General features: G+C 42.2%; 25 protein-coding genes and 1 other annotated feature. Of the genes, 10 read left to right on the forward strand and 15 right to left on the reverse strand.

Annotation, left to right across the window (positions count from 1 at the left end):
- Nucleotides 1-121 precede the first annotated feature (121 nt).
- A complete protein-coding gene (locus E2626_RS07280; RefSeq protein WP_134381071.1) occupies nt 122-1,321 on the forward strand; it encodes an EAL and HDOD domain-containing protein in 1,200 nt (399 codons plus the stop codon).
- 52 nt (nt 1,322-1,373) lie between these two features.
- On the opposite strand, the gene E2626_RS07285 is transcribed toward E2626_RS07280, so the two are convergent.
- Nucleotides 1,374-2,591 (reverse strand): MFS transporter, encoded by a 1,218-nt coding sequence (locus E2626_RS07285; RefSeq protein WP_134381072.1) that lies wholly within the window; start codon nt 2,589-2,591, stop codon nt 1,374-1,376.
- Nucleotides 2,592-2,788: 197 nt separating this feature from the next.
- Here E2626_RS07285 and E2626_RS07290 point away from each other — a divergent pair, with 197 nt between their 5' ends.
- Together E2626_RS07290 and E2626_RS07295 are read left to right on the forward strand one after the other, a co-directional pair.
- The gene (locus E2626_RS07290; protein WP_134381073.1) at nt 2,789-3,217 is read left to right on the forward strand and encodes an NUDIX hydrolase; all 429 of its coding nucleotides are present in this window, start codon (nt 2,789-2,791) and stop codon (nt 3,215-3,217) included.
- A gap of 255 nt (nt 3,218-3,472) precedes the next feature.
- Nucleotides 3,473-3,649, forward strand: a complete 177-nt coding sequence (locus E2626_RS07295; protein WP_244094261.1) for a hypothetical protein — start codon at nt 3,473-3,475, stop codon at nt 3,647-3,649.
- Between the two features lie 57 nt (nt 3,650-3,706).
- On the opposite strand, the gene E2626_RS07300 is transcribed toward E2626_RS07295, so the two are convergent.
- The 3 genes from E2626_RS07300 to E2626_RS07310 all read right to left on the reverse strand — a co-directional run bounded on the left by E2626_RS07300 (nt 3,707) and on the right by E2626_RS07310 (nt 6,088).
- Entirely contained in the window at nt 3,707-4,057 is a 351-nt protein-coding gene (locus E2626_RS07300; RefSeq protein ID WP_134381075.1) for a hypothetical protein, read from the reverse strand.
- 99 nt (nt 4,058-4,156) lie between these two features.
- On the reverse strand, nt 4,157-4,555 hold the full coding sequence (locus tag E2626_RS07305; protein WP_134381076.1) for a hypothetical protein: 399 nt from the start codon (nt 4,553-4,555) through the stop codon (nt 4,157-4,159).
- A gap of 30 nt (nt 4,556-4,585) precedes the next feature.
- A complete protein-coding gene (locus E2626_RS07310) occupies nt 4,586-6,088 on the reverse strand; it encodes a S41 family peptidase (RefSeq protein WP_134381077.1) in 1,503 nt (500 codons plus the stop codon).
- Between the two features lie 204 nt (nt 6,089-6,292).
- On the opposite strand from E2626_RS07310, the gene E2626_RS07315 reads away from it, so the two are divergent.
- Nucleotides 6,293-7,681 (forward strand): vWA domain-containing protein, encoded by a 1,389-nt coding sequence (locus tag E2626_RS07315; RefSeq protein ID WP_134381078.1) that lies wholly within the window; start codon nt 6,293-6,295, stop codon nt 7,679-7,681.
- A 310-nt stretch (nt 7,682-7,991) separates the two neighbouring features.
- Nucleotides 7,992-10,784, forward strand: coding sequence for a bifunctional diguanylate cyclase/phosphodiesterase (locus tag E2626_RS07320; protein WP_134381079.1), 2,793 nt, complete (start codon nt 7,992-7,994; stop codon nt 10,782-10,784).
- 97 nt (nt 10,785-10,881) lie between these two features.
- Here E2626_RS07320 and E2626_RS07325 read toward each other — a convergent pair whose 3' ends face one another.
- Together E2626_RS07325 and E2626_RS07330 are read right to left on the reverse strand one after the other, a co-directional pair.
- Entirely contained in the window at nt 10,882-11,556 is a 675-nt protein-coding gene (locus E2626_RS07325) for a DNA alkylation repair protein (RefSeq protein WP_134381080.1), read from the reverse strand.
- Nucleotides 11,553-12,053 (reverse strand): GNAT family N-acetyltransferase, encoded by a 501-nt coding sequence (locus E2626_RS07330; RefSeq protein WP_134381081.1) that lies wholly within the window; start codon nt 12,051-12,053, stop codon nt 11,553-11,555. Before E2626_RS07330 ends, E2626_RS07325 begins: the two co-directional genes overlap by 4 nt.
- Nucleotides 12,054-12,148: 95 nt before the next feature.
- Here E2626_RS07330 and E2626_RS07335 point away from each other — a divergent pair, with 95 nt between their 5' ends.
- On the forward strand, nt 12,149-12,340 hold the full coding sequence (locus tag E2626_RS07335) for a hypothetical protein (protein WP_134381082.1): 192 nt from the start codon (nt 12,149-12,151) through the stop codon (nt 12,338-12,340).
- A 73-nt stretch (nt 12,341-12,413) separates the two neighbouring features.
- On the opposite strand, the gene ileS is transcribed toward E2626_RS07335, so the two are convergent.
- Both ileS and E2626_RS07345 read right to left on the reverse strand, forming a co-directional pair.
- Nucleotides 12,414-15,488 carry an isoleucine--tRNA ligase gene (gene ileS, locus E2626_RS07340; RefSeq protein ID WP_134381083.1) on the reverse strand — a complete coding sequence of 1,025 codons (3,075 nt, stop codon included), beginning with the start codon at nt 15,486-15,488 and terminating at the stop codon, nt 12,414-12,416.
- A 47-nt stretch (nt 15,489-15,535) separates the two neighbouring features.
- Nucleotides 15,536-15,773 (reverse strand) — a binding site (T-box leader).
- 92 nt (nt 15,774-15,865) lie between these two features.
- Nucleotides 15,866-16,114 (reverse strand): hypothetical protein, encoded by a 249-nt coding sequence (locus tag E2626_RS07345; protein WP_134381084.1) that lies wholly within the window; start codon nt 16,112-16,114, stop codon nt 15,866-15,868.
- A 135-nt stretch (nt 16,115-16,249) separates the two neighbouring features.
- On the opposite strand from E2626_RS07345, the gene E2626_RS07350 reads away from it, so the two are divergent.
- The gene (locus E2626_RS07350) at nt 16,250-16,801 is read left to right on the forward strand and encodes a DUF4256 domain-containing protein (protein WP_134381085.1); all 552 of its coding nucleotides are present in this window, start codon (nt 16,250-16,252) and stop codon (nt 16,799-16,801) included.
- A gap of 33 nt (nt 16,802-16,834) precedes the next feature.
- The gene (locus E2626_RS07355) at nt 16,835-17,464 is read left to right on the forward strand and encodes an alpha/beta hydrolase (RefSeq protein ID WP_134381086.1); all 630 of its coding nucleotides are present in this window, start codon (nt 16,835-16,837) and stop codon (nt 17,462-17,464) included.
- A gap of 16 nt (nt 17,465-17,480) precedes the next feature.
- Here E2626_RS07355 and E2626_RS07360 read toward each other — a convergent pair whose 3' ends face one another.
- The 6 genes from E2626_RS07360 to E2626_RS07385 form a co-directional block, all read right to left on the reverse strand.
- Nucleotides 17,481-18,041, reverse strand: a complete 561-nt coding sequence (locus tag E2626_RS07360) for a DJ-1/PfpI family protein (RefSeq protein ID WP_134381087.1) — start codon at nt 18,039-18,041, stop codon at nt 17,481-17,483.
- Nucleotides 18,038-18,940 (reverse strand): hypothetical protein, encoded by a 903-nt coding sequence (locus E2626_RS07365; RefSeq protein WP_134381088.1) that lies wholly within the window; start codon nt 18,938-18,940, stop codon nt 18,038-18,040. Before E2626_RS07365 ends, E2626_RS07360 begins: the two co-directional genes overlap by 4 nt.
- A 174-nt stretch (nt 18,941-19,114) precedes the next feature.
- Nucleotides 19,115-19,825 (reverse strand): class I SAM-dependent methyltransferase, encoded by a 711-nt coding sequence (locus E2626_RS07370; protein WP_134381089.1) that lies wholly within the window; start codon nt 19,823-19,825, stop codon nt 19,115-19,117.
- 316 nt (nt 19,826-20,141) lie between these two features.
- Complete coding sequence (locus tag E2626_RS07375) at nt 20,142-20,672, reverse strand: GNAT family N-acetyltransferase (protein WP_134381090.1); 531 nt, start codon at nt 20,670-20,672, stop codon at nt 20,142-20,144.
- Nucleotides 20,626-21,426, reverse strand: coding sequence for a phosphotransferase (locus E2626_RS07380; RefSeq protein WP_244094262.1), 801 nt, complete (start codon nt 21,424-21,426; stop codon nt 20,626-20,628). The genes E2626_RS07375 and E2626_RS07380 overlap by 47 nt, the downstream gene beginning before the upstream one ends.
- Before the next feature lie 33 nt (nt 21,427-21,459).
- The gene (locus E2626_RS07385) at nt 21,460-21,972 is read right to left on the reverse strand and encodes a CGNR zinc finger domain-containing protein (RefSeq protein ID WP_134381091.1); all 513 of its coding nucleotides are present in this window, start codon (nt 21,970-21,972) and stop codon (nt 21,460-21,462) included.
- A gap of 107 nt (nt 21,973-22,079) precedes the next feature.
- On the opposite strand from E2626_RS07385, the gene E2626_RS07390 reads away from it, so the two are divergent.
- Nucleotides 22,080-23,231, forward strand: a complete 1,152-nt coding sequence (locus tag E2626_RS07390; RefSeq protein WP_134381092.1) for an MFS transporter — start codon at nt 22,080-22,082, stop codon at nt 23,229-23,231.
- A gap of 57 nt (nt 23,232-23,288) precedes the next feature.
- Nucleotides 23,289-23,432 (forward strand): hypothetical protein, encoded by a 144-nt coding sequence (locus E2626_RS17545; protein WP_424955123.1) that lies wholly within the window; start codon nt 23,289-23,291, stop codon nt 23,430-23,432.
- A gap of 279 nt (nt 23,433-23,711) precedes the next feature.
- Here E2626_RS17545 and E2626_RS07400 read toward each other — a convergent pair whose 3' ends face one another.
- A complete protein-coding gene (locus E2626_RS07400) occupies nt 23,712-24,197 on the reverse strand; it encodes a GNAT family N-acetyltransferase (RefSeq protein WP_244094263.1) in 486 nt (161 codons plus the stop codon).
- Nucleotides 24,198-24,210: the final 13 nt, after the last annotated feature.

Below are 24,210 nucleotides of genomic sequence, written 5' to 3' on the forward strand. Positions count from 1 at the left end.
CAAAATCTTTTTACCCCGCACATCACTTAAAAACTGTTTCTGTTACTTCTTCTGCTTGCTTACATCAGTTGGGTAAAATATACTATGTATAAGAATAGTATGATTTTAGGAGAGATCTTGAATGTTTATTGCCCGGCAACCAATTTTCGAACGCGATTTAAGCACATTTGGATATGAATTACTGTACCGGTCATCCCAGAACGCTGCTGGATATGATGGAACTAATGCTAATTTATCAACGATTTCTGTTCTCCAGGGATTGCTGGAAACAGGACTTGGAAAAATTAGCGATTATTCGCATGTCTTTGTTAATTTCACCAGGGATATGCTGCTTTGCGATATAGTTGAAGTCATTCCACCTGATCAGATGGTCCTTGAAATCCTAGAAGGAACGAAAATTGATGATATGCTCGTGAACCGGGTAAAAGAGTTAAAAAAACTTGGCTATAAAATTGCATTGGATGATTTTGATGCTGATTTGAACAAGTACGAATTGGTTGAGGATGCGGATATTATCAAGTTTGATATTAGATCCACGCCATTAGCATCAATCACTACACAAGTAGCAGAAGCACTTGTGAGAAATAAAACACTTTTAGCTGAAAAAGTCGAAACATTAGAAGAATTTGAGCATGCCAAAGAAATGGGCTTTCACTTATTTCAGGGATATTTTTTCAGCAGACCGAATATTATCACCAGAGCAACTTATAAAAGACAGTACAAACATACATACCTGAAAGTGCTGATGGAATTAAAGGCTCCTGAACCTTCTTATCAAACTCTAACAGAAATAATAGAAACCGATGCTTCACTAAGCTATCGTCTGATGAAAATTATCAGCCACAGAAACCAAAACAAGTTAGCTTATTCAATCAAACGCGCGCTGGTTCAGATGGGGATCAAGGATTTTGAAAGATGGATGAACATTTTAATGCTGCAGGATTTGACGGAGGGTAAGCCGGATGAGCTGCTAAAACTGTCACTCGTCCGCTCCAAATTTGCAGAGCAGTTATGCGCAGCCAGCTATTTGCACGCAAGAAAAATTGATGCCGCAGTGATGGCACTGTTCAGCACAATTGACGCCATTCTCGATGATCACATGGAAAACGTGTTACATACAGTGCCGTTGTCCCCGGAAATTAAGGCAGCTTTGCTAAATGGAGACAGTTTGCTTGCACCAATCTATCACGCAGTCATATGTTATGAAAAAGGCGACTGGGCGTGTGTTGAAAAGTGGACGAGTGAGTTGAATATTGAACCCGGCCTTTTGAATGATATGTATGTTCTTGCAGTGGAGTGGGCGAATGAGGTTTATAAATAATGAAAAGTGAGATTTACCATTTGCCCTATTTAAACAAATGGTAAATCCTTTATCATGATTCATCTGCAAAAGCTGCTTCCCTTCCCGGTTTCCATAAGAAAACACAGAAAAAACAGGATAGGATCAGCATAAGCAGTGCAGCTGTGATGATTGCTTCCCTGAGAGAGAATAAGTCTGCGGCAACGCCAAGTAACAACACAAACAGGATCTGAAGCGCACTTTGCCAGAGTTCGAATACGCTTGTGACCCGCCCCATCATATCAACCGGTACGTTATTTTGATAGAAGGTCGCCATACCCGTATTTAGAAAAGAGTTAAAGAATCCGAGCAGAATAAACCCTCCTGCAATACTTGCAAAAGACCATGAGAATGCATAGATGATATAACCGATTGTCATCATTAAAAGGCCCGTGGTCATCATCACGCGAATTGAAAGCTTTTCAGACATAATAGAAAGCAGCAGCGCCCCCGCAATAGAGCCGATGCCGGTAATACTGATTAACAGACTGTATTCAAGCTCTGTCAGCCCGACTACTTCTCTCGCAAAAACAACTTCCTGTGCATCCATCGCAAAGGTAAAAAGCAAAATGATGATAAAGCCCATGTACACGGTTGCTACAAAAGATGCTTTTTTCACAAAATCATATACGACTGTAAAATCTGCTTTTACCTGTTTTACAGTGAGCTTTGGAATGGTTGCTTTTTCGATTTTCTCCTTTTCAGGAAGCAGCATCATCAGCCAGGCCGCTCCCACGAAAAACAGTGCATTCAGCCAAATCGTCAGATCAATGGAGGTGAGCAGAATGAGCGTCCCTGCCACTGCCGGTCCAACGATAAAAGCGCCTGAAGCGGTAAAAGAACGGATGGCATTGAACCTTTTTCTCATATCCTGCGGTACAAGGATCGTGATATATGTAATTGACGATGGGTTAAAAAACGCCTTTGCAATGCTGAGCAGGACGAGTATGCCGTAGATAATGATCACATTGGGTGCAAATGGGATCAGCGCAATGAGTCCGGCCCTCGCAACGTACGTCACCATCATCACTTTTCGCTTACTTCTGTAATCAATAAAGCTCCCTGTCCAGAACTTCATCACAATATTAGTGATTGGCGCTACGATCCACAGACCAGCAACAGCCGCTGCAGAGCCAGTCATATTCAGGACAATGAGATTGATCGCAACCAGATAAATGAAATCTCCTATTGAGGCTACGCCTGTTGAAGCAAGAAGGACTCCAGGGTCTTTCCATTTTTTCAAATTTGTCATTGGTTAACTCTCCTAATCAGACTTACATATAAAGTTGGTGAAGCCGAATATAACTACTAATTCAAACAATCGTTTGTTTGGTATTTAACATACACCTCTGATTGCAGTTCCCCGCCTTGAATAAACCTGAGATACTTCCCATTTTATGTTAACATAATATTAATTGAATTTTAGGAAAATAGAAAGGAGGCACCAACTTGTCACAACCAGCCCATTTATATACCGTGCCCAAGCATATTATTTCGGCAGCAACAGTTGTAGTGAATGAAAAAAATGAATTGTTACTGATCAAAGGACCAAGAAGAGGATGGGAGATGCCCGGTGGTCAGGTGGAAGAAGGCGAATCACTTGAAGCCGCTGCGATCAGGGAGACGAAAGAGGAATCCGGGATAGATATCGAAATTGTCCGGTTTTGTGGGATTTTTCAAAATGTAGAGCGATCAGTCTGTAATACGCTGTTTCTCGCAAAACCAGTAGGCGGTCAATGTACAACATCTCCCGAGAGCCTGGAGGTTGGATTCTACCCCGTTGATGAAGCACTTGAAATGGTTACGTTCAAAAACTTCAGGGAGCGGATTAAGCGTTGCCTTCATAAAGACACACAGCCATTTTACATAGCTTTTTAATTAGTTGAATGAGAGGTGACGAAATGTTTCCTTACAGCAGTTTTTCAAGCCTATTATTTTCGATATTGATCTGGTGGGTCATCCTTTTTCTGCTTCAAAGGTTGTCTAACCGTTACCCTGAGCCAAACCCAATCAAAAAAGATCTCATTATTTCATTGCTGCAAAGTATTATAGTTATCATTCTCTTTCCCATCATTCTCTACTTTCTTATCTAGACGGGGTAGCTCATAAAATATTGTAATGGAGGTCTTTATGATGGATTCAACCTTTTTCCTATTTCCAATTTTCATATTTCTTCTTTATATAGCAGCATTTATCTTTGTGGTTTGGTTCATGGTTACATTAATTAAGCTGCAGAAGGAAAAAAACGAGCATTTAGCCAAGATATCAAGCGGGATTCACCTGATAAGCAACAAGCTTGATAAAGAATAGATGCAAAAAAAGACGTCACTTTCCTCTGATGGAGGTGACGTCTTTTTGTACATTGCCTTATGATTTCTCCTCACTGTCCGATTCACTGCCTGGAAGTGTAATATGAAGTGTCTCGATGTTGATAGAATAAGCCGGAGCCACAGGCTCGCTTTTAAAATCAGAAGAGGCAATCTGTGCTTTTAATTCTTCAAGCTGTGTCTTAAGATCTTCAAGTATGCGATTTTGCTGATCATATCTCTTTTGAACTTCAATTTTATCGATCTCTTCTTCTTTAACCGCCCTAATTGCTGCTACTGTATCTATTGCATCCGCAACCGTTGTTAAGGCTGCAGCAATAACAGTAAGTCTCGAAGCAGAAAGACCTCTTCTGTGATTGATTGAACTGTCAGGTAAATATGGATCATTCATAAGCTTCGCCCTCCCTATTTACACGGACAAAACTGTATTCGTTAGTTTAGTAAATGCAAATGGGTGTAAGTGCGTGACAGGGTTTGATTCAGTGTATAATCAAACTTCTATATTCCTCAACCAGTCGGCTGCAAACGGAAAAGCCGCCAGGGCAACTATTGTAAATAACACCATTTGAATGAGTGATACTTTAAAATCGTCTGTCTCAAGGTATTTCCACTCTATGAAAATATTGGATATACCATGTAAGTATACAATCAATAATCCGTATAGAGCTGTATCCATCCACGAATCTGTAAACGTGTGAATGACCATTAAGATAATCACACTAAACACTGAAACGATCATATTCGCAGCTGTATGATATCCGTTAATCGTCTGACCTCGTTTTTTTCTGATCTTCAGTTTTAAAAATTTTATGATGATCACAGCCGAAAGCTTATCAAGTAGATAGATCGTCAGTAAGGTAAGAAAAACGATCAGCAACAATTCCCACACACTTAGCCTCCTACTCTAATAAATTACGATTTAATCTATATCATGCTTCTCCTCTATCCACTTAACAGCCCGCTCCATTGCATCACTTCCTGACAGCCAGATATCCGGTTCGATTCCAACTGCTTCCCTTTCAAATGAATACGGACTGACAAAGAATGTTGAAGGCATATGAATATCGATCCCGGAGTGCGGCAGATAAAAAAGTGAACCGGCATTACTTGTATACGCTCCTCTTGTGGCAGTTCCGATTAACGTAGTCTGATCATATTCAAGCAAGTCTGAAATTAGCATTTCTGATGCTGATGCAGAGTTCTCATTCATCAGAATATATAACGGTGTTTCAAGCGAGGGCGTTTCTGAGATTTCTACTCCGGTACCTGCCCACGTCGTTCCAAAAGTATCAATGCCTGAGTCAGGTTCAGCCGGCAACTTGAACTCTTCACTCAAGTCGGGCATGAAAAGACCATAGTCTTCATAAAATGTTTTATACACTGCGCCTTCTTTCATGTGACCCTCTACCCTTTCAGACATAAACAGGTTTACTGTATTTGTATCAATCCAGACACTTTCATCATGTGATGGAGGAGCGCCCGTCAGGTCATGAATAACACGTGTACCAAACCAAGTAGAACCACCCCTATTATTCCGCAAATCCAGAATAGCTGCAGGTGCACCCTCAATCACATCAACCACGTCGAGCAAATCTTCAAAAGTTAAATCATGATCTTCAGTGAACTTAAATGTGCCAAATCGAATAACAGGAATCCCTTCGTCCGTTTCACTGATACTGAACAATTCTTGAGATCCATTCTGCTTCACCGTCATTTGATTAGAAAATGATGTGTAGGTTTCCTCTTCAGTTTCAAGCGCCCACTTGCCTCCACCGCCATTTTTCATACTGACAGCCCTATAGATTTCTTCTCCATCCTCACTTAAAGACGGCCTCATATAAGGTGACACCTCCTCACCGTTAACTGAAGTAACCTCTTCCCCTTCGAAAAAGTATGTATTTCCCTCTTTGGTAAACGCCCAATCTTCCACGCTATGAGGGATCGCCTCTTTTATAAAGGGCGGGAAACCCGCAATGGCAAAATGCTGATCCTCAATAAACGAATAAACATCGCTCAACTTCCCGATAAACGTAAGCGTACTGACTGACTGGCCCTGCGACTCAATCCACTCATTCAGCTCGCGGTCGGCCGCCTGAAATGCTTCATCACCACCATAAAATTCATAAGGTCCAAAGCCATATCGCATCGCACGAAGAAACGTATCCGCATCTGCACGCATGTCATCTGCAGTTACTGTCTCGGGCATTGGCCGCTCTTCTGTCAGTCCGCTTAGCGTATCAAGAGACAGTTCAGGAATCTCCGTTTCTGTGAAATCCGGTAAATAATCTGAAGTTGCAGGCGGATCAGGAAACTCTTTTTCCTCAATAAATTCTTCAGTAAAAACTTCCTTTTCAAAAGCCTGTTCGTTGTCATCACATGCACCCAGAAGTAAAAACGGTAATAAACATACATATTTTTTCATTTTTTCCACCCCATTATGCTATGTATACGTGAATAGAACAGGAAAAGTTTCACGAAGTAATGAAGTAAAGGGTCTGTCCCCATCCTTCATTTTTCCAGTAAAAGAGAATGAATTTAATAAATATTTGAAACTATTCCAAACGATGGACGTATAAACACTTATGAATCCCAGGAAGTTTTGAGCGTTTTGAAAGGAGAAGATTAGATGAAAAAGAGATTATGGTTCTCTGTGCTTGCCTTAAGTTTAACTTTGGCAGCCTGTCAGGATGAGACAGAAAATGAAACTGAAAGCACAATGACAGAAGAAGAAACTCAAACTGAAGAAGTTGAAGAAGTCGAGGAAGTTTCCGCAGAACCGGAGAGCGTACTCGGTGAGCTGAAAGAAATGAATCTCCCTTCCCTTCCTCAGGAGCCGCAGGATTTTGTGCAGCAGGGAGAAGGACTTTTAAATAATGAAACAGTAGGCAACGGGAATGAATCACAGGCTGCTTTCCTTGAATTATTCAGTGACGTACCTGCTTTACCTGAGAATGCAACGCAGGAAGAGATGGAGTTGTACTATCAATACATCCATAACATCACCAGAGTAAGTCTTCCCGACCCATCCGATGTGCTTGATATAGCGCAGTTTGATATGGAAGGTATGCCTGAAGCAGACCGACGCTATGAGTTTAAAGAAAACTATAATATTGAAATCATTTTAGATGCCAGCGGGTCGATGGGCGCGGATGCCGGTGGTGAAACCCGTATGGAGCAGGCAAAAGAGGAAATTCAGAATTTCCTTGCTTCAGCACCAGAGGAAGCGAATGTCTCCCTTCGCGTATACGGTCATGAAGGGACCGGTGATGACGCTGATAAGGACATGTCCTGTTCTGCCATTGAAGAAGTATATGAGCGGGGACCTTATGATGAAGCCGCTTTTCAGGAAGCACTTGATCAGTTTGAACCTGCTGGATGGACCCCTGTTGCCGGAGCGCTTGAGTCAGCTGCAGAAAGTTTTGAAGGCTTGGATGGTGCACAAAATACGAATTTAATATATCTCGTCAGTGATGGGATTGAAACGTGTGACGGAGACCCGGTTGCAGCAGCAAAAAGCTTTGCCGGAAGCAATATTTCTCCGATTATTAATGTGATTGGCTTTAACGCAGACTCTGAAGCACAGCAGCAGCTGAAAGAAGTGGCAAAGGAAGCCGGCGGTGCCTATGCAAATGTGAATAATGCAGAAGAGTTACGCAATGAATTTGAGCAGACGAAGGATATCCTGAAGGAATGGGAGCAATGGCGTATTGGTGCCTTGAACGATCGAAACTGGACCAGCGCAAATGCCACCGTTGATATTAACAACTTCAGTATAACTTGGAATAACAACGCCAGAGCGCAGGTCAATTCAGAGTATAATGCAATGAGTCTCTTAGTAGACGAAGAAAAATTCACCTACGAGCAGTTGCAGCCGATGAAAGACCTGGCGACTGCCAACTATGATCTGGCGCTCGAGACAGGCAGTGACTTTTATGAAGAACTGCAGCAAGTAAAAGAAGAAGGAATTGAAGGAATGGAACAGAAGATTGAAGATGCCAAGCCGGATGGAGAATAGACTTGTATGAATTAAAAAACGGGGCGTTTCTGCTGAATTTTTGAACATCAGCAGAAACGCTCTTTCCATGGAGCCTCTTTATCCATGGTAGATAGCTCTTAATTAGAACGCGCACACAAAAATAATGCCATTATGGAGCTCCTGTTATCTTTTAAACCAAAACGCACCTATCGTTTTGAAAACAAACTACTAAATAACCATTAAATGTTCGAAAACACTAGCTTTTCCCTACAAAATAAAGGATCATTAAGTTAAAACGACGAATGTATACAGGAATTGACATATGTAGAACGAGAAAGGTGGGACAGCTATGCAGCAAGATCGGTACTCCAGATTAGCCGAAATTACGAAAATGATTCATTTAAAGCTCGATAAACGATCTGTGTTAGAGCAAGTAGTCAAAGCGATTTCTGAAGAGATTGTCCGTTGTGATGCCGTTGGGATTTACCTGCCGATATCAGAAGATCAGTTTCAGGGGTTTGTAGGAAAGCCGGATCAGTTTCACGGAATTACGCTTGATAAGATGGTGATTGATCTTAAGAAAGACCGTTTTGCAGCGGAAATTGTCGAAACCAGGAAGAGTATTTATATTCCGGATACGAGTCAGGATGACCGGCCGGATCCTGTTCCAATAGAATTATTTAAGATCAAATCGATTTTTGGCATTCCGATTTATTATGAAAAATCTATGTACGGACTGGTGTTTTTATTTGATTACAGTGCTCCACTTCATTTAAACAAAGAAGAACTTGAAGCGATTGAATCCTATATAACGATGGCTGCAGTCGCGATTCGAAATACAGAGTTATTTACACGTTCACAGAAACTTGTGAAAGATAAGCAGCTTTTACTTGATGCTACTGGTGAACTCTCACGATGTGTGACTGTCCAGGAGGCCCTTGAAACCAGCTTCCGCTATATTGGCGAGGCGCTAGACAATCCAAATGTTGCTGCTCATCTGAATGATATGTATACGCAATCAGCCTCTCCGCACAAACTCTCCTCAGAAAGTACGTGGAAAGAAGAAGAGTGGAAAAAAATACACAACGAAGTGAAGATTAATTTTCAGGAGGACGCTGTTTACCAGGAAGTGATGCGGACAAAAGGACCCGTCATGATTGCAGACGCCATCAGTGATCCACGTACAAATAAAGAGGCAATTAACAGCTTTGGTATTAAAGCCATGTATACGCTCCCCCTCATCTCCCGTGACGAAGTGTTAGGCACACTGGGCATTGTCAGCTTTGACAGCCCAAAGTCATATACAAATGCTGAACAACAGCTTGCAATGTCTATTGCTGATGCAACTGCCGGCGTGCTGGATAACTTAATTCACCTTGAGCAGCTCGAAGAAATTATTTCTCACCGGACCCACGAGCTGCAGGAAAAAAATGAGATCCTTGAGAGTATGAATGAAGACCTTCGACAACTCAGCAAAAAGAATGAATCTATACTGAACTCTGCCGGAGAAGGCATCTACGGCTTAAATAAAGAAGGGGTCATTACCTTCTGCAACCCTACCGCAGCAACAATGCTTGACTATGATGTCGATGAACTTGTTGGAAAGAAACAGGCTGAAGTTGTTGCACACTATTCAAAGGAAATGGATCTCTACCAGCACATGAGCTCTCCAATTCATGACTCCCTTATCAGTGGCGAAAAAGCATACTCCGCTGAAGAAAAATTTGCGAAGAAAGACGGCAGCCTCTTTGATGTGGAATATGTTTCTACACCGATTCAAAACGGCGAGCACCATAGCGGGACGGTTGTAACCTTCAGAGATGTGACTGAGCGAAAAGAGATGGAAAGAAAGATTCATACACAAGCGTACTATGATATGATCACCCGATTGCCGAACCGCAGCTATATGACGCAGAAAATAAGAACAGCCTTAAAAAAATTAAATGGGGCAAACGAGCGTCTGGGCGTGCTGTTTTTAGACCTGGACCGGTTTAAGCTGATCAATGATTCGTATGGACATGTAGCCGGTGACCAGGTGCTTTATGAAATTGCCGAACGCTTCAGAACGCTCGTTTCTTCACGTGTGACTGTGTCGAGACTCGGAGGAGACGAATTCATGGTGCTTGTGGAAGACATTGAGCGGATCGAAGAACTGGATGAAATTGCGATGAAATTACTTGGTTTCCTGACAGATCCGGTTCGCATCGGCAGTAACGAGCTATTTACCGGTGCAAGTATTGGCATCAGTGTCTATCCGGACGATGCGCAGAACGAAGAAGAATTAATCCGCAATGCAGATACAGCCATGTATTTAGCGAAAGAATATGGCGGCACCTACCACTATTTTACTCATTTGCTGAGAGAAAAGAATATTGAGCGCTCAAACCTTCTCAATGCGCTGCATCAGGCAGTTGAAAAATCTGAACTTGAAGTCTTCTATCAGCCTAAAATCAATTACGATACGAAGGAATTGATCGGTGTAGAAGCTTTACTGCGTTGGACTCACCCTGAATTCGGCAAAGTCCCGCCGGATAAATTCATTCCGCTTGCTGAGGAAACAGGCCTGATTCTGAAGCTTGGAAACTGGGTGCTGAAAGAAGCAATTGATCAGCTGAAAGCATGGCACGCGGAGGGTCATATGATCACAATGGCTGTGAATTTCTCCATCCGTCAGATTCAGCACCCGCGCGTTGTACAAACGGTTAAGTCTGTTTTAGACAATGCCGGAATTGATCCGAAATACCTGGAGATCGAGCTTACAGAACATACCTTGATCCAATCGCATGATGCTGCAAAGATTCATGAACTAAAAGATCTCGGACTCACTATTGCACTCGATGACTTCGGGACAGGCTATTCTTCTTTAAAGTACATCAAAGATTTCCCGATTGACTGTATTAAAATTGACCGGTCATTCGTAGATGGAATGACACAGGTTCCACACATCGCCGCCTTAAATTCCACGATCATTCATTTGGCCAAACAGCTGGATTATGGTGTCATTGCAGAGGGCGTCGAAACACAGGAGCAGATTGATCTGCTGATGAAGGAAGGCTGCTATTGCATGCAGGGATATTTCTTTAGCAGACCGGTACCTGCTGATGAGCTGCAGGAGATGATTGAGAGTGGAGTTGCAGATTGAGGATATGGACGAGATCTGGATTGCTGGAAATTCAGAAAATCGAAGCTGATGCAGTTCTGCATCAGCTTCGTCTCATTTTAAGCGTCAGATGCTCACTCTAAATATTTTTCAGCGCTTCCCGTTTACTTAGTGGCTTTAATTGATGTAAAGAAACAAATTTTTTTACGGTTGTGGGGTTCGTTTTTGCATATTCCCTCAGAGCCCATCCAATTGCTTTTTGTACAAAGAATTCTTCACTGTCAGCTTTATAAAGAATGTATTGAAACAACCGCTCTTCATCTGTAAGATTTTTATATTTCAGCTGATATAATATTGCGGCCCTCTGAAGCCAAATATTTTCATCTTTAATCCAACGGTCGGCGTAGTGTGAAATGAGCTCCGGATAGGTTTGAAACATATGCCCCATCACATGTGGAGCAATTTCATCTACTGTATCCCACCAAGATTTACTCACTAATAAAGAGCTTAACCAGGTCATATCATCCGGAGTGAGAGACTTTTTTTCTGCCTGTATGATATCAAGAGCTGCTTTTTGATACTCCCGTTCTGGACGCTCCCACAAAGTCAAAACGACATTTTCTAAATGTTCTTTTCCAGGAACACCATTCTCCTCCAAAAACTGTTTCGTCAGCTTTCGGCGTATTGGCGTTCGAACCCCTAAAAAGTCAAACTGATTCCTCATATAGTTTTCAGACCAATCCGCATACTCAATATCAATGTGTTGTGTGTAAAGTTTGGCAAGTTCTTCAACGTATTCTTTGACTAAGTTCATGTCATAGCACCTTCTGCTTTTTTCATCACCATGAACTCAACCTTCCGATCTCCGCTTACATTTACAAAAGTACCAGTCTCTTTAAAACCTGCTTTCTCATAAAGGTGGATCGCTCTTTCGTTGAATGAAGCAACACTTAGACGATACTGATCATAACCGTATGTACGCTCTCCAAAATCCATGATTGCCTCCAGAAAGCGAGCTCCCCTCCCTTTACCTGTAAGTTCCGGATGCAGACCAAGTCCTAAATCTGTAAATGCTATATCCTCATACAGCTGCTCTTTTACACCACCTGGAACCTGTGCATTCTTCCCATAACAGAAGTATCCGATCAGCTGATCGTTTTCATAAACTGCAAAGTAAGTGCCGTCCATGAGTTCATCGAGATCTTCAGGATCACCTGACATACTGTAGATGCTGTATGGCTCTTCGTAAGTCCATTCATTTATGTGGCGTGCTGCTTCAATTGTCATGTTTTGCACTTGATAGAGTGACATATTTTTTTCTCCTTTATTTTGTGGCAATCGCTCTATGAAACTTTTTCTCTGATAAAAACGTAAATGGGTTATATACATAACAAGGAGCGTTTGAGATGAACTCGAAAATAACTTTATTTATGCTTTTAGTTGTTGGAAACATCCTGTTAGTCCTATCCAATACACTGATTGTAGACGGCTGGCCTCAAGGTCTTATGCTAGGTGCAGCAGTTATACTGAACATTACAGCCGGCGGAGGACTGCTAGCAATGGTGATTCAGCAGAGGTCAGCACCAAATCAGAATTAATTTACAGCCACCACTTTTGCTGTGGAAGCAGTTGAATTTCTGAAGCAGAGGGTCTGACCCCCTGCTTCAGTAATCACTCAATCGCAATCCCAAACTCTTCCCCATCAACCACTAATCGCTTCATGTTCTCGTTCTTTCCAAACTTCAGCTCACGGACCAGCAGGTTACTCTCCAGTAACTCTCTAAACTGTGTCACCTTTAATCGCATTTTTTCATCCGCATCAATCACAAGCACCACACGCTGATCAACCGGCAGATTCAGCTCTTTTCTATATTGCTGAACACCACGGATCAATTCCCGAACTAGTCCTTCAGCTTTCAGTTCTTCTGTTAATACGGTATCAAGCAGAACTGTATAATCAGCATTAGATGCAAGCTCAAGTCCTTCGTCTGCCTGTTGCCTTACTTGAAGATCCTCACCTTCAATTCGTTCATCAGCCACCTCAGCGAATCCCTGCTCTGCAATTTTTCTTGCTTCTTCAGACGTCAGCTGCTGTAATTCCTTTTGAACAGCTCCAACCTTCTTACCAAGCTTTTGACCGGCTGTCGGAAAATTCAATTTCACTTCATAACGTACAGCTTCTCCCGCTTCCTGCTGAAGGTTCACCGCCTTTACATTCATTTCGTCCATGATGATCGCTTCATACTGCCTCAGCGGCTCCGTTTCTTCCTTAGATCCAATGACAGTCACACTTGCGAGTGGCTGCTTCGTTTTTAGACTCGTTGCATTTCTCAGCTGCCGGGCAAGCTCCACGACCTGAAGCACCCGGTCCATGTCTGCTTCCAGCTTTGAATTTCTTAAAGTTGGATCTGCTTTCGGGAAATCAGCTAAATGAACGCTTTCCTCCGTTAAATCTAAATGAATATCCTCAGCAATAAATGGCGTAAATGGTGCAATCAGACGACTTAAGGTGATCAGCACTTCATGCAGCGTGTGATAAGCAGCGAGCTTATCATCACTCATATCCTCTCCCCAGAAACGATTCCGTGAGCGGCGGATATACCAGTTGCTCAGCTCATCCACAAACACTGCCAATTCACGTGCTCCAGCAGTAAAGTCATATGCATCCAGGTGGCTGCAGACAGCTTCAGTAACTGTAGTCAAACGTGATAGTATCCACTCGTCTAATAGAGCACGCTTTCCTTTTTCATTTACTGCCGGATCAAACCCATCGATATCTGCATACATTCTGTAAAAAGAATGCACATTGTGTAAAGTATCAACCAATTTTGACTTCGCCTGACCAACCAGATTTGCAGAGAATCGCTTATTATTCCACGGCGCGCTGTCAGCTAAAAGTGCCCATCGAAGTGCATCTGCTCCATATTGTTCGACCAGCTCCATTGGATTGATGACATTCCCTTTACTTTTAGACATCTTCCGGCCGTCTTCATCCAGGATGTGACCCAGTGATAGCACCCGTTTATACGGCGCTTTCCCGGTAAATAACGATGAAACTGTCAGCAGGCTGTAGAACCAGCCACGCGTCTGATCCACTCCTTCTGCAATCACATCAGCAGGAAACTGCTTTTCAAAAAGTTCTTTATTTTCAAATGGATAGTGATACTGGGCGAATGGCATAGAACCACTGTCAAACCAGACATCAATGACTTCCTTTGTACGGTTCATTGTGCCAGCACATGAGGAACAGGTCAGCTGAATCTGATCTACATATGGCTTGTGAAGGTCCAGATCCTCTCCAATATCGTTCTTTGCCTGTTTTCTTAAATCCGTAACACTATCCGGTGCATGCTGATGTCCGCAGTCATCACAAACCCAGACATTGAGTGGCGTTCCCCAGTAACGGTTCCGCCCGAGATTCCAGTCGACCATTCCTTCAAGGAACTTACCAAAACGGCCATCTTTCATGTGATCCGGATGCCATTCAACTGACTGATTGTTGGCGACGATCGTATCTTTAAGCGCAGTCGTCTTGATAAACCAGCCTTCCATCGCATAATAGATCAGAGCCGAATCGCATCTCCAGCAGTGCGGGTAGCTGTGCTCGTATTTCTCTTTATCAAATAAACGACCGCTTTCAGAAAGCAGCTTTATAATCGCCACATCCTGGTCTTTCGCCTTTTCACCGGCAAACGGCGTCACTTCCGCTGTATAACGGCCCGTTTCATCAACCACCTTTACAAAGTCCAGTCCACTATCTTTAATCGCCTGATAGTCATCTTCCCCGTGTGCCGGTGCCAGGTGAACAATCCCGGTCCCGTTGTCCTCTGTCACAAAGTCCGCCGCAATGACTTCATGACCTTTTTGAAGTGTTAAATAATTGAGTGGAGGTTCATAAGACAGACCAGTCAGTTCACTTCCCTGATGCGTACTGACGACTTCATATTCTTCTTTGAAGACCTGATCAGCCAGGTTCTTCGCAACAATATAAACTTCCTCTCCCTGCTTCACTTTTATATAAGTCAGATTCCGGTTCACAGCAAGTGCCACATTTGACGGCAAGGTCCATGGTGTTGTCGTCCAGCCGAGAAAGTATTCGTTATCCGTATTTTTCACCTTGAATTTTGCAGTAACAGAAAGATCTTTGACATCCTTGTAACCCTGCGCCACTTCATGAGAGCTGAGTGAGGTCTGGCAGCTCGGGCAATATGGAACAACACGATGACCCTGCTCTAAAAGTCCACGCTTGTGAATGGTTGAAAGGATATGCCAAACACTCTCGATATAGCGATTTTCAAGCGTCACATACGGTTCATCCATATCCACCCAGTAGCCAATCGCATCGGTAAATGTCCGCCACTGCTTTTCATAGTCAAACACACTTTTCTTACACTCATCTATAAATTTTTCCACGCCGTATTCTTCTATTTCACGTTTTCCGGAAAGACCAAGCTTTTTCTCTACCCCAAGCTCAACAGGAAGCCCGTGCGTATCCCATCCGGCTTTCCTGAGTACCTGGTACCCACTCATCGTTTTATAGCGCGCAACAAAATCCTTTATCACACGGCCCAGCACATGCCCGGCATGCGGCAGTCCATTCGCAGTCGGTGGTCCTTCATAGAATACAAAGGTTTCTTTCCCTTCCCGCTGATCAATAGACCGTTGAAACACCTGTTCATTTCTCCAAAAATCCTGCACCCGCTTTTCCCGATCCGGTGCTGTCTTTTGCAATTGTCTCTTTGTCATTATGGTTCCTCCTTCATCAAATACAAAAAAGCCCGCCCCTAACAAACGTTAGGGACGAGCTAAGCCCGCGTTACCACCCTGATTCTCAGAGAATATCCCTGAGCACTCAAAATCAACGTACCATCATACGCGTTCCTTGTAACGGCGGAATCCCGTCAGCACTTAAAATGGTTCAGCACTGCTTCTCGGAGAGGATCTTCACAACCGCCTGAACACTGACTCGCACCATCCGTCAGCTCTCTGTGCTTCAGCACGCCTATTACTCTTTCTCGTCATAGAATGTTAATCATTGGGTTTTGTTAGAGTTAGCTTATGCTAATTAGGAGAGAGTTGTCAAGGAGATTAGAACTCCGAAGCACAGGGTCTGACCCCCTGCTTCACGCATTCAAGCTATAAAAATAATACCCCAGTCCCATCACAATAAAAAAGCTGAACATCACAAACACATTTGCAACGACCAGCAGCCAGTTTCTCGCGATGCCGGCAAAGACGATGCCGAGTGCGCCAAACAGCATGGACAGTAGCGTGAGTGGTGTTCCGTAATCCAAAATCAGGTTTGGCAGCCACGCTAAGACACCCAGCACAAAGAATAATGCTGATAGATTCATATACTTATGCTTTTTCATTGAGAGATCCTCCCTCTTTAATGAACTGTTATTCAACTTTACCACAATATGGGTATAAAATCATGCAGGTATTTCCATTATAGATAGCGAAATGGTTAAGGAGGCGAAGATCAAATTTAGCAGGGAGGCTTTGGAATGGCATTATCTGAAGAACAACAAACAGAACTTTTATTTGTATTAAAAGAGAGATTTGAGAATCATATAGACCGGCACCCTGAAATCGATTGGCAACATGTAGCGCAAAAGCTATTGGAGCAACCTGAAAAACTATGGTCGCTGAACGAAATGGAAGAAAGTAAAGGCGAGCCGGATGTCGTGGCACTTAATGTTGAAGCAGATGGTTTCACTTTCGTGGATTGTGCACCTGAAAGTCCTAAAGGTCGGAGAAGTGTGTGCTATGATAACCCCGCACTTGAAGCGAGAAAAAAATACCCACCTGAAAACAGTGCTTTAAATATGGCTGAGGATATGGGAATTGACCTGCTGACTGAAGAACAGTACCGCAAGCTTCAGGAATTTGGAAGCTTTGATCTGAAAACATCAAGCTGGGTTAAAACGCCTGACACGATCCGAAGCATAGGTGGTGCCCTTTTCTGTGACCGCCGCTATGATACTGTCTTTGTCTATCATAATGGTGCAGATTCCTATTACTCTTCAAGAGGGTTTCGCGGCGTGCTGAAAGTTTAAATCATTCATCATATCGATTAAAAGGAGATCTCAATGAACGTCAACAAGAATGTCGCGGATACTACTAAATATACACATATCCATTCAGGATCAGACACCGTCTGCTTTATGTTTTCCGGCGCAGGATATACTTATGACAAGCCATTATTTTACTATTCAACCATGCTGATGCTTGAGAAAAAGATTGATATTGTACAAGTCCATTATTCATTCAAAGAAGACGTTTTGAAAAAACCGATGGATGAGCTGATTGGGACGATGATGAATGATGTAAATCCGGTTCTTTCTGTAGTGTTAGACCAGCATGATTATCAACATGTGATTTTTCTTGGAAAATCACTTGGTACGATCCCAATTGCGTGCGATCTGATGCAAAGAGAATTATTTGCTGATGCTAAAATGATCCTGCTTACACCTCTTCTAAAACTGGAGCCGGTGTTAGAAGGTATGCTATACAGTGAGCACGAGCAGTTACTGGTGATTGGCGGTAAAGACCCTCATTACAACAATGAACAGCTACTTACTCTTGGGCGTTCAGGCATACATACTTCAATAATTCCTGAGGGGAATCATTCACTGGATACGGGGCTTTATGACACTAAAGGTTCTCTGAAGGCGCTGATGGACGTGATGATGATGGTAAAGAGGTTTTTGGATGAGTGAAGTATGGGGTCAGACCCTATACTTCGCTCGAAAAATACCATTCTTTCTTGTAATCCAGACCAAGTAAATCTCCGAATGTAAAAGCAAACTCTATAAAAGCAGATCCTTTTGCAGTAACAATTTGATGATCTGTGACAACCGGCGAGTCGGCAAAATCTCCTTCATCAAATACTCCTAAAAACGCTCTTTGTTCTGCTGTTAGTCCTGTCGTATATTTTCTATGACTCAGCAAATCACTCATAGCTAAAAAATAAGGAGCACTTGATATAGCACCAATTAACCTTTTTTGATCATATACTTTCTTCAAAAATGCTGTCAATTCTTTATGTTGAACTAAGTGTTTAAAGTCATCCACCCCTGGCAGCACCATGCTGTCAATTTGCGCTAAATCCACCTCATGTATCGTTGTATCCGGGACACATGATAAACCCGCTTCCCCTTTTACAACCTGGTCATCCAGTCCGATATAAATTGTCTTTTTTCCGCCCTGCTGAAGTACAGATATAAGAACTGAAAGCTCATACTCACTGAATCTCGGATATATAAGAATGCCTGTGTATGTCTGATGACTGTTCATGGTCTCACCTTTTCTTTCGACATGCCCTTCCGATAACTAATTTGATTCAGATGCCCCCATTCACTTAACAAATCTTCCCAATGAACCACTTTCCACGGATTAAAGAACATCTGTCCGTTTTTATTAAAATAAAGCGAGTCCCCGATATGAAAGGCTGCATGCTGTATAACTCCCTGCTTATCCTCAAAAACAAGCACATCCCCCGGTTCCTGTATGCTGTCTGAACTTTCGTACGCTGCCCGCTTCAACACAGCGGAAAATTCATCTTCAGTCATCCAGCAATGAACCAAATTTTCATCCGAAGTAATACCATAGGTTGTTGCAGCTAGACAGTTAGCGCCATGTGAAGAACTAAATGTGTTTGCATACTTTTTCAAATTCACAGGAGCTGTGTCAGGTAGCGGGAGAGAATGCCACTGATCCCATAGTTGGGCGTATGCTGACATAATGCTTCTCTTATCTTCGATGGAAAAAGATTGCCACAAGGCACCCTGTATCACTACGTAATCACTTCCCTGCACATGATGTACATACTCATCAGGTATAGTGATGGAAGTGGGAAGGATTTCCTTCGGGAAAATTAAACCTTTACGGAGCGTAGTTTGAAGCTCGAGAAGATATACTCTCACTTCTTCTGGTAAACCGGTAATCCAGTCATGGGATGCCACGAGCACATGCGTCATTTCTTCTGACAGAGCCCAGTACATATAACTATTATTCAGATTCTGATTGGTATAATTAGGCTCGCTGAAAAAGCTTTTACGGGTGTACAGTTTCTCACCGGTTATATAATGTTCAATGATTTCAAGCGCAGACTCCTTTACAAAAAAGAAATCCTGATCGGGTATGTATATTTCACACCATTGATTTAATTGTTTTTCTGTTGGTTTTATGAACATAAGTAAATCTGTCTCCTTTAATTGTCACATCTATATGACTGGTTCCACAAAATGTGAGTGAATTCCTTTCATTCCTGCAAACTTTCCAATATAAAGAAATATCTCATTCATTTATGAGATTTTAATAAAAAGGAGATCGGACACATTTGTCCCAGCCTCCTAATCACAATTCTGCTATTCAGCTTTTTTCCTGAACAATGCTGTCCAAAGACCCCGCAAACCAAACTCCTGGTCATCTTCATCTTTTTCTTTCATTGGTCTTATTTCTATTACCTCAAATCCTGCAAAAATAGCCTTTAGTTTCTCCTCGGTAAAACCCAGCCCGCCGTTGAGGTTACGCTGCTTGTACACATCCAGATCAGATAATTCCGATCCGCCAAGCTCTCCACCTTCCACGAAGCAGGTCAGCGCAAAATATCCATTTGGCTTTAAAGCTTTTTGCAGTAAGTTTAAATAACTCATTCTGCGATGGGGCGCAATATGATGAAAGCAGCCTGAGTCATAAACGATATCATAGAAGCCTTCTTCTATATCAAGCTCAAATACATTTCCACGAATAAAATTGATATCCAGCCCCTGCGCAGAAGCTCTTTCCTTTGCCCACTCCAGCGATTTCGAAGACAAGTCAACCGCATCAACCTCGCAGTCCTGCTGAGCAAAGTAAATGGCATTACGTCCGGGACCACTGCCAAGCTCCAGCACATGACCAGGCTTCATTACAGCATTTTTGAAATAACCAACTAAATTCTCATCAGGTTTGTTCTTAAAAAATGGGATCTCTTTTTCACGCTCATCATAAAAATCATTCCAGAACTCAACCGGATCGCGCATTAACTCATCCAGCATCTCCAGCAAGTCTTCATTGTTCAGAATTAACTTACTCATATGTATCCCCCTGTCCTTTTTCCTGCTCTTTCATTATAAAGTTCAGGAAAAAATTTCAGGTTTCTGGAAGGTTAAAATCAGATTAATTCAGCTGTTTAATGATTCCTGAGAAAAGCGATATCCAGGGCTTACAGCGTCCCTGCAGAGACTTTTCCCCTTACCAAATCAAGTTCATATATCAAAGCCTTATGAGTGCTTCCGGGCAATCAACGGGCAATCTCTGAACACCTGAGACATAGTAAAAAATATCCTACAAACAGTTTATATTACATTTATTACATAATTGTTACAAAACCGAAGGGCAGGGTCTGACCCTCTACCCTTCACTCGCCAGCAGCCCGTAATGAATCAAGTTCACGTACGCTCCATCCTTCGTCACATGCTCTCTCAATACGCCTTCTTTTTTCAACCCGATCTTTTCAATTACTTTACCTGAAGCAGGGTTTGTATCAAAGCAGCGTGCATAAACTTTATGAAGTCCTTTTTCCTCGAAAGCAAATTTGATAATGGCTTCAGCCGCTTCAGTTGCGTAGCCTTTCCCCCAATGCTCTTCACCAATCCAGTAACCGAGTTCGCCATGATTAAATGTTTTATGTATGGATATACCTACTGATCCAAGCAGCTGGCCGGTTAACCTATCCGTCACGGCTAAATCATACATTCTCTCATTTTTCCGATTCTCTTCATGAAACCCGATCCATGTCAGCGCATCTTCTTTTGTGTAAGGGTATGGGATATTCAATGTATGCTGGTAAATGTTAACGTTGTTACACATTGCCGCAACATCCCGGGCATCCTTTTCACTGTAAGTTCTCAGGATCAATCTGTTTGTCTCTATTTGTTTCATCTGATTGCATCTCCCTTATATACTGAATATCTTTTCTATAATGTTCAACATGACCTTCTGTTTTCATTTTAAGAAATGCAGGGTCACCATTTGCCGCGTTATTTTCAATCAAAAGGCATAAAGCTTCCAGCCGGAAGACTACCGTTTCAAGTATATTTTCAAATACTTCACCATAGCTTTTCATAAAAACGGTCATTCTTCTTTCTTGTTCAGCCTGATCAAGGTGTACATACTCCGCATTCTCATCCAGATAAAAACGGCTCAGCGGCACACATGTATAAAGCGCATAAGCGACGTCCCAGCTTACCGGTCCAGGGGCTGCCACATCAAAATCAATGACGCCACACACTTTCTCATCGCGGAATATCAGGTTGTAGATTGCAAAATCATGATGACAAATCACTTCACGAGGACCAGGCGTGCCGGGCAACGACTGCCAGCTATCATCAAATGTGAAATCACGTACAGCTTCGTGATAGTCGCGCAGCATAGAAGCAATTGCTATTAAATTTTCATCTGACCACATATAAGCTTTTGCAGGATAATTCCCAGCTTGCCCTTCAATAAAAGTTAGAATTTCTCTTCCTTTTTCATCTGTACCAAGAAACCTTGGTGAATAAGGGTAATTCTTTTCTTCTAAACGAAGCAGCAGTTTGTGAATCCGCTGACTGCCATCTTTCATTTCCCTGCGGACTGTCTCACCTGCACGTATGACTTTTGAGACATTGCCACCTGGTAACTCTTTTTCATTCAATATACTTCACCACCTTCATTTCGGACCTGAAGCTTAGTTTGTCTTCTCCCGATAGGTCCTCACCTTCGAAATCGTTCCACATGCACGCCCACTCTTGCTTTGCTTCGTCATACTGCACCACTTTTTTGTTCCGCTTCTTGATGAATCAAAGAACACATACTGACAATCCGGACACATTTTAAGTCTGTGAAGCTGCTGATCCTGAGCTAGCTTTACCAGAATCACTGTCAGATTCCCAATAAAAGATTCACTGACCGCACGAGGTTCAAGCGTGTATTTATGATTTTCATCCTTAATTTCAAAAGTAATTTTTTCAGAAAACACCTGATTCAGCTTTGTGAATGTTCTGCTTTGAATCAATTCTCTTGTATCATTTCTGAACTTAATCACTTCTTCAAGCGGCTCTGCTTTTTCAATATGAAAATGTTTTTTCATAAATGCCGCAAGCTCTGAATCACTTGTAAGAAGCTCCGTTTCCTGTCTCAAAGTGTTAGAAATATACCACGTGTTGAGAAAGTCCAAAAAACGCTGCACATTCAATTCCATTGTAACCACCTTTTCCAATTGCCGGTTGTCTTATGGAAGAGTATACCATACAATAAATGTAACCACCTAATAAATTAGATGGTTACAAAAACTGAAGGGGAATTCAAATGCATTCAATTGAGCGGAAATCAGTCATTGTATCAGCATTCTTTTTAAATACTGCCGGGTTTGCTGTTTTTTCATTTCTGGCAGTCTACTTGAATATTTACTTAAACCTTAAAGGTTGGGAGACAGTGGTTATTTTGTCCACCCTGACAATCTCATCCCGCGGACTCCCCTTTTTCCTTGGACTTGCAGGAGATCGCTTAGGTTTTAAAAACCTGATGATCAGCGGCTTATTACTGCGTTCACTAGGATTTTACGGACTTGCTGTTTCCTCTGAATTCGGATGGCTGGTGCTATTTTCTGTATTAATCGGTGCAGGTGCTGCATGCTATGAGCCGTCTGCTCTCGCTTATTTCGCCTCTCAGCCTGATCCCGTCCTGAAAAGAAAGACTTTTTTATATTTGAATATTAGTTTAAATGCAGGCGCAGTGGCAGGACCGCTTTTGGGAGGATTACTACTGACAATTGATCCAGTTATTCCTTTTTACCTTAGCAGCTTAACTTTTTTAGCATTATCAATTCTGCAATTCTTTTTGTTAAGCTCCTCTGAGAGTAAGAAATCCCGTTTCAGCTGCTCTGAAAGTCTGGCAGACATTATACACAATAAGCAGTATCTGTACTTTTGTCTGACCATGATATTTTACTGGTTTTTATTTGCACAGTTAACCGTTGCCTTTCCTTTATACATGTATGCCCTGACAGAAAGTAATCAATGGGTCAGCTTTGTTATCACAATGAATGCACTTACTGGAATTACGCTGATGATTTTACTCAAAGGAGTTTTTCAGACTGTTCATCCGTTTACTTTAATCCGAATTGGTAAGCTTTTGACTGCATGCTCCTTTTTAATGGTTGCTGCATACCCCGGGAGCTACTGGCTGTTAGTGTGTGTTGGCATATTCACTATTGGCGAAACCATGATACTGCCATCATCTGATTATGCTGTGTCGTTATACAGCTCAACTCAGAATGATGCCGCCTATTACGGATTCAGTGACTTTTCATTTGCAATCGGTGCAACACTCGGAAATTTCGCAGCCATTTCACTTCTGACTGGTGAATCTTCACAGCTATATCCATGGATCTTTTTTACGTTAATCGGAGTTTCAGGTTTTCTGCTATCATTAAAGTTATCTGAGAAGTCAAAAGTATGATACTTATACATAAAACCCGTGCCAAATTTGATGTGCTAACCGAAAAGGATGAAAATAATGAACTTTGACTATGTGAAATTAGAAGTATTATTGCCTGAAGAAACGATTGTTCCACTAAGAAACCGTTTGAATGATGCAGGAATATTGCGTATTGGAGCTTACGACCATGTGATCTCCTATACCCATACAAAAGGTTACTGAAGACCCCTTGAAGCAGCTAATCCATTTAACGGAGAAAAGGGAGAAATCTCTTATGGGGAGGAATGTAAGCTGGAGTTCAGGTGCCTTCTGCAGCATGTAAGTAAAGCAAAAGAAATTATTAAAGATACACACCCTTATGAGGAAGTCGTCATCTATGTCATTCATTTGTTAGAATAGATCATTTTATAAATGGATCAGGAGAGTTCTGCATCCATTCTCCTGATCCAATTATCAATAAGGTTCTTTATCCAGCTCGATCTTCCTGACTGTCCCCGTCTTCTAATCTGATAATATAGCAGAATAGCAAAGTGCATCATATACTTCACCGTGATCGCCTTCCCATGAGTCGCGCAGGTAACCCTCTTTTACAAACCCGCACTTAATAAACGTTTTCCTCATTGCGAGGTTATCAACCCGTGTGTATGCCTCAATCCGGATCTTTGGGTCACCGCGGTTGAATACGTAATCCTTCAGCCATTCCAAAACCTCACTACCTAAACCGAGTCCTCTGCTGCTTTCTGAGAGTCTCAGATCAAATAAAGGGATTGTGTCTTCAATATCGTGAATGATCAGTAATCCACACTTCTTCCCCTCACTCATCACCCAGAACGTTTCACGGCCATCCGAATACCAGCCATCATTAACAGCTTTTGTTAAGCGTTCTTCGGATGCAATCGCTTCAACGTGAAAGGGCCATTCACTATTAGTCATAAATGTGATTAAATGACTTGTTTCATTTTGAAATTTTGTTACATTAATACTCACAAGACTTACACCT

This window comes from Jeotgalibacillus salarius (genome assembly GCF_004405125.1).
GTDB classification, from domain to species: Bacteria; Bacillota; Bacilli; order Bacillales; family Jeotgalibacillaceae; genus Jeotgalibacillus; species Jeotgalibacillus salarius.

Bases quoted from the DNA above. Each gene is read 5' to 3' on its own strand.
- E2626_RS07280 (WP_134381071.1), top strand. From the start codon at position 122: ATGTTTATTGCCCGGCAACCAATTTTCGAACGCGATTTAAGCACATTT.
- E2626_RS07285 (WP_134381072.1), bottom strand. From the start codon at position 2,591: ATGACAAATTTGAAAAAATGGAAAGACCCTGGAGTCCTTCTTGCTTCA.
- E2626_RS07295 (WP_244094261.1), top strand. From the start codon at position 3,473: ATGGATTCAACCTTTTTCCTATTTCCAATTTTCATATTTCTTCTTTAT.
- E2626_RS07300 (WP_134381075.1), bottom strand. From the start codon at position 4,057: ATGAATGATCCATATTTACCTGACAGTTCAATCAATCACAGAAGAGGT.
- E2626_RS07310 (WP_134381077.1), bottom strand. From the start codon at position 6,088: ATGAAAAAATATGTATGTTTATTACCGTTTTTACTTCTGGGTGCATGT.
- E2626_RS07315 (WP_134381078.1), top strand. From the start codon at position 6,293: ATGAAAAAGAGATTATGGTTCTCTGTGCTTGCCTTAAGTTTAACTTTG.
- E2626_RS07320 (WP_134381079.1), top strand. From the start codon at position 7,992: ATGCAGCAAGATCGGTACTCCAGATTAGCCGAAATTACGAAAATGATT.
- E2626_RS07325 (WP_134381080.1), bottom strand. From the start codon at position 11,556: ATGAACTTAGTCAAAGAATACGTTGAAGAACTTGCCAAACTTTACACA.
- E2626_RS07330 (WP_134381081.1), bottom strand. From the start codon at position 12,053: ATGTCACTCTATCAAGTGCAAAACATGACAATTGAAGCAGCACGCCAC.
- E2626_RS07335 (WP_134381082.1), top strand. From the start codon at position 12,149: ATGAACTCGAAAATAACTTTATTTATGCTTTTAGTTGTTGGAAACATC.
- ileS (WP_134381083.1), bottom strand. From the start codon at position 15,488: ATGACAAAGAGACAATTGCAAAAGACAGCACCGGATCGGGAAAAGCGG.
- E2626_RS07345 (WP_134381084.1), bottom strand. From the start codon at position 16,114: ATGAAAAAGCATAAGTATATGAATCTATCAGCATTATTCTTTGTGCTG.
- E2626_RS07350 (WP_134381085.1), top strand. From the start codon at position 16,250: ATGGCATTATCTGAAGAACAACAAACAGAACTTTTATTTGTATTAAAA.
- E2626_RS07355 (WP_134381086.1), top strand. From the start codon at position 16,835: ATGAACGTCAACAAGAATGTCGCGGATACTACTAAATATACACATATC.
- E2626_RS07360 (WP_134381087.1), bottom strand. From the start codon at position 18,041: ATGAACAGTCATCAGACATACACAGGCATTCTTATATATCCGAGATTC.
- E2626_RS07365 (WP_134381088.1), bottom strand. From the start codon at position 18,940: ATGTTCATAAAACCAACAGAAAAACAATTAAATCAATGGTGTGAAATA.
- E2626_RS07370 (WP_134381089.1), bottom strand. From the start codon at position 19,825: ATGAGTAAGTTAATTCTGAACAATGAAGACTTGCTGGAGATGCTGGAT.
- E2626_RS07375 (WP_134381090.1), bottom strand. From the start codon at position 20,672: ATGAAACAAATAGAGACAAACAGATTGATCCTGAGAACTTACAGTGAA.
- E2626_RS07385 (WP_134381091.1), bottom strand. From the start codon at position 21,972: ATGGAATTGAATGTGCAGCGTTTTTTGGACTTTCTCAACACGTGGTAT.
- E2626_RS07390 (WP_134381092.1), top strand. From the start codon at position 22,080: ATGCATTCAATTGAGCGGAAATCAGTCATTGTATCAGCATTCTTTTTA.
- E2626_RS17545 (WP_424955123.1), top strand. From the start codon at position 23,289: ATGAACTTTGACTATGTGAAATTAGAAGTATTATTGCCTGAAGAAACG.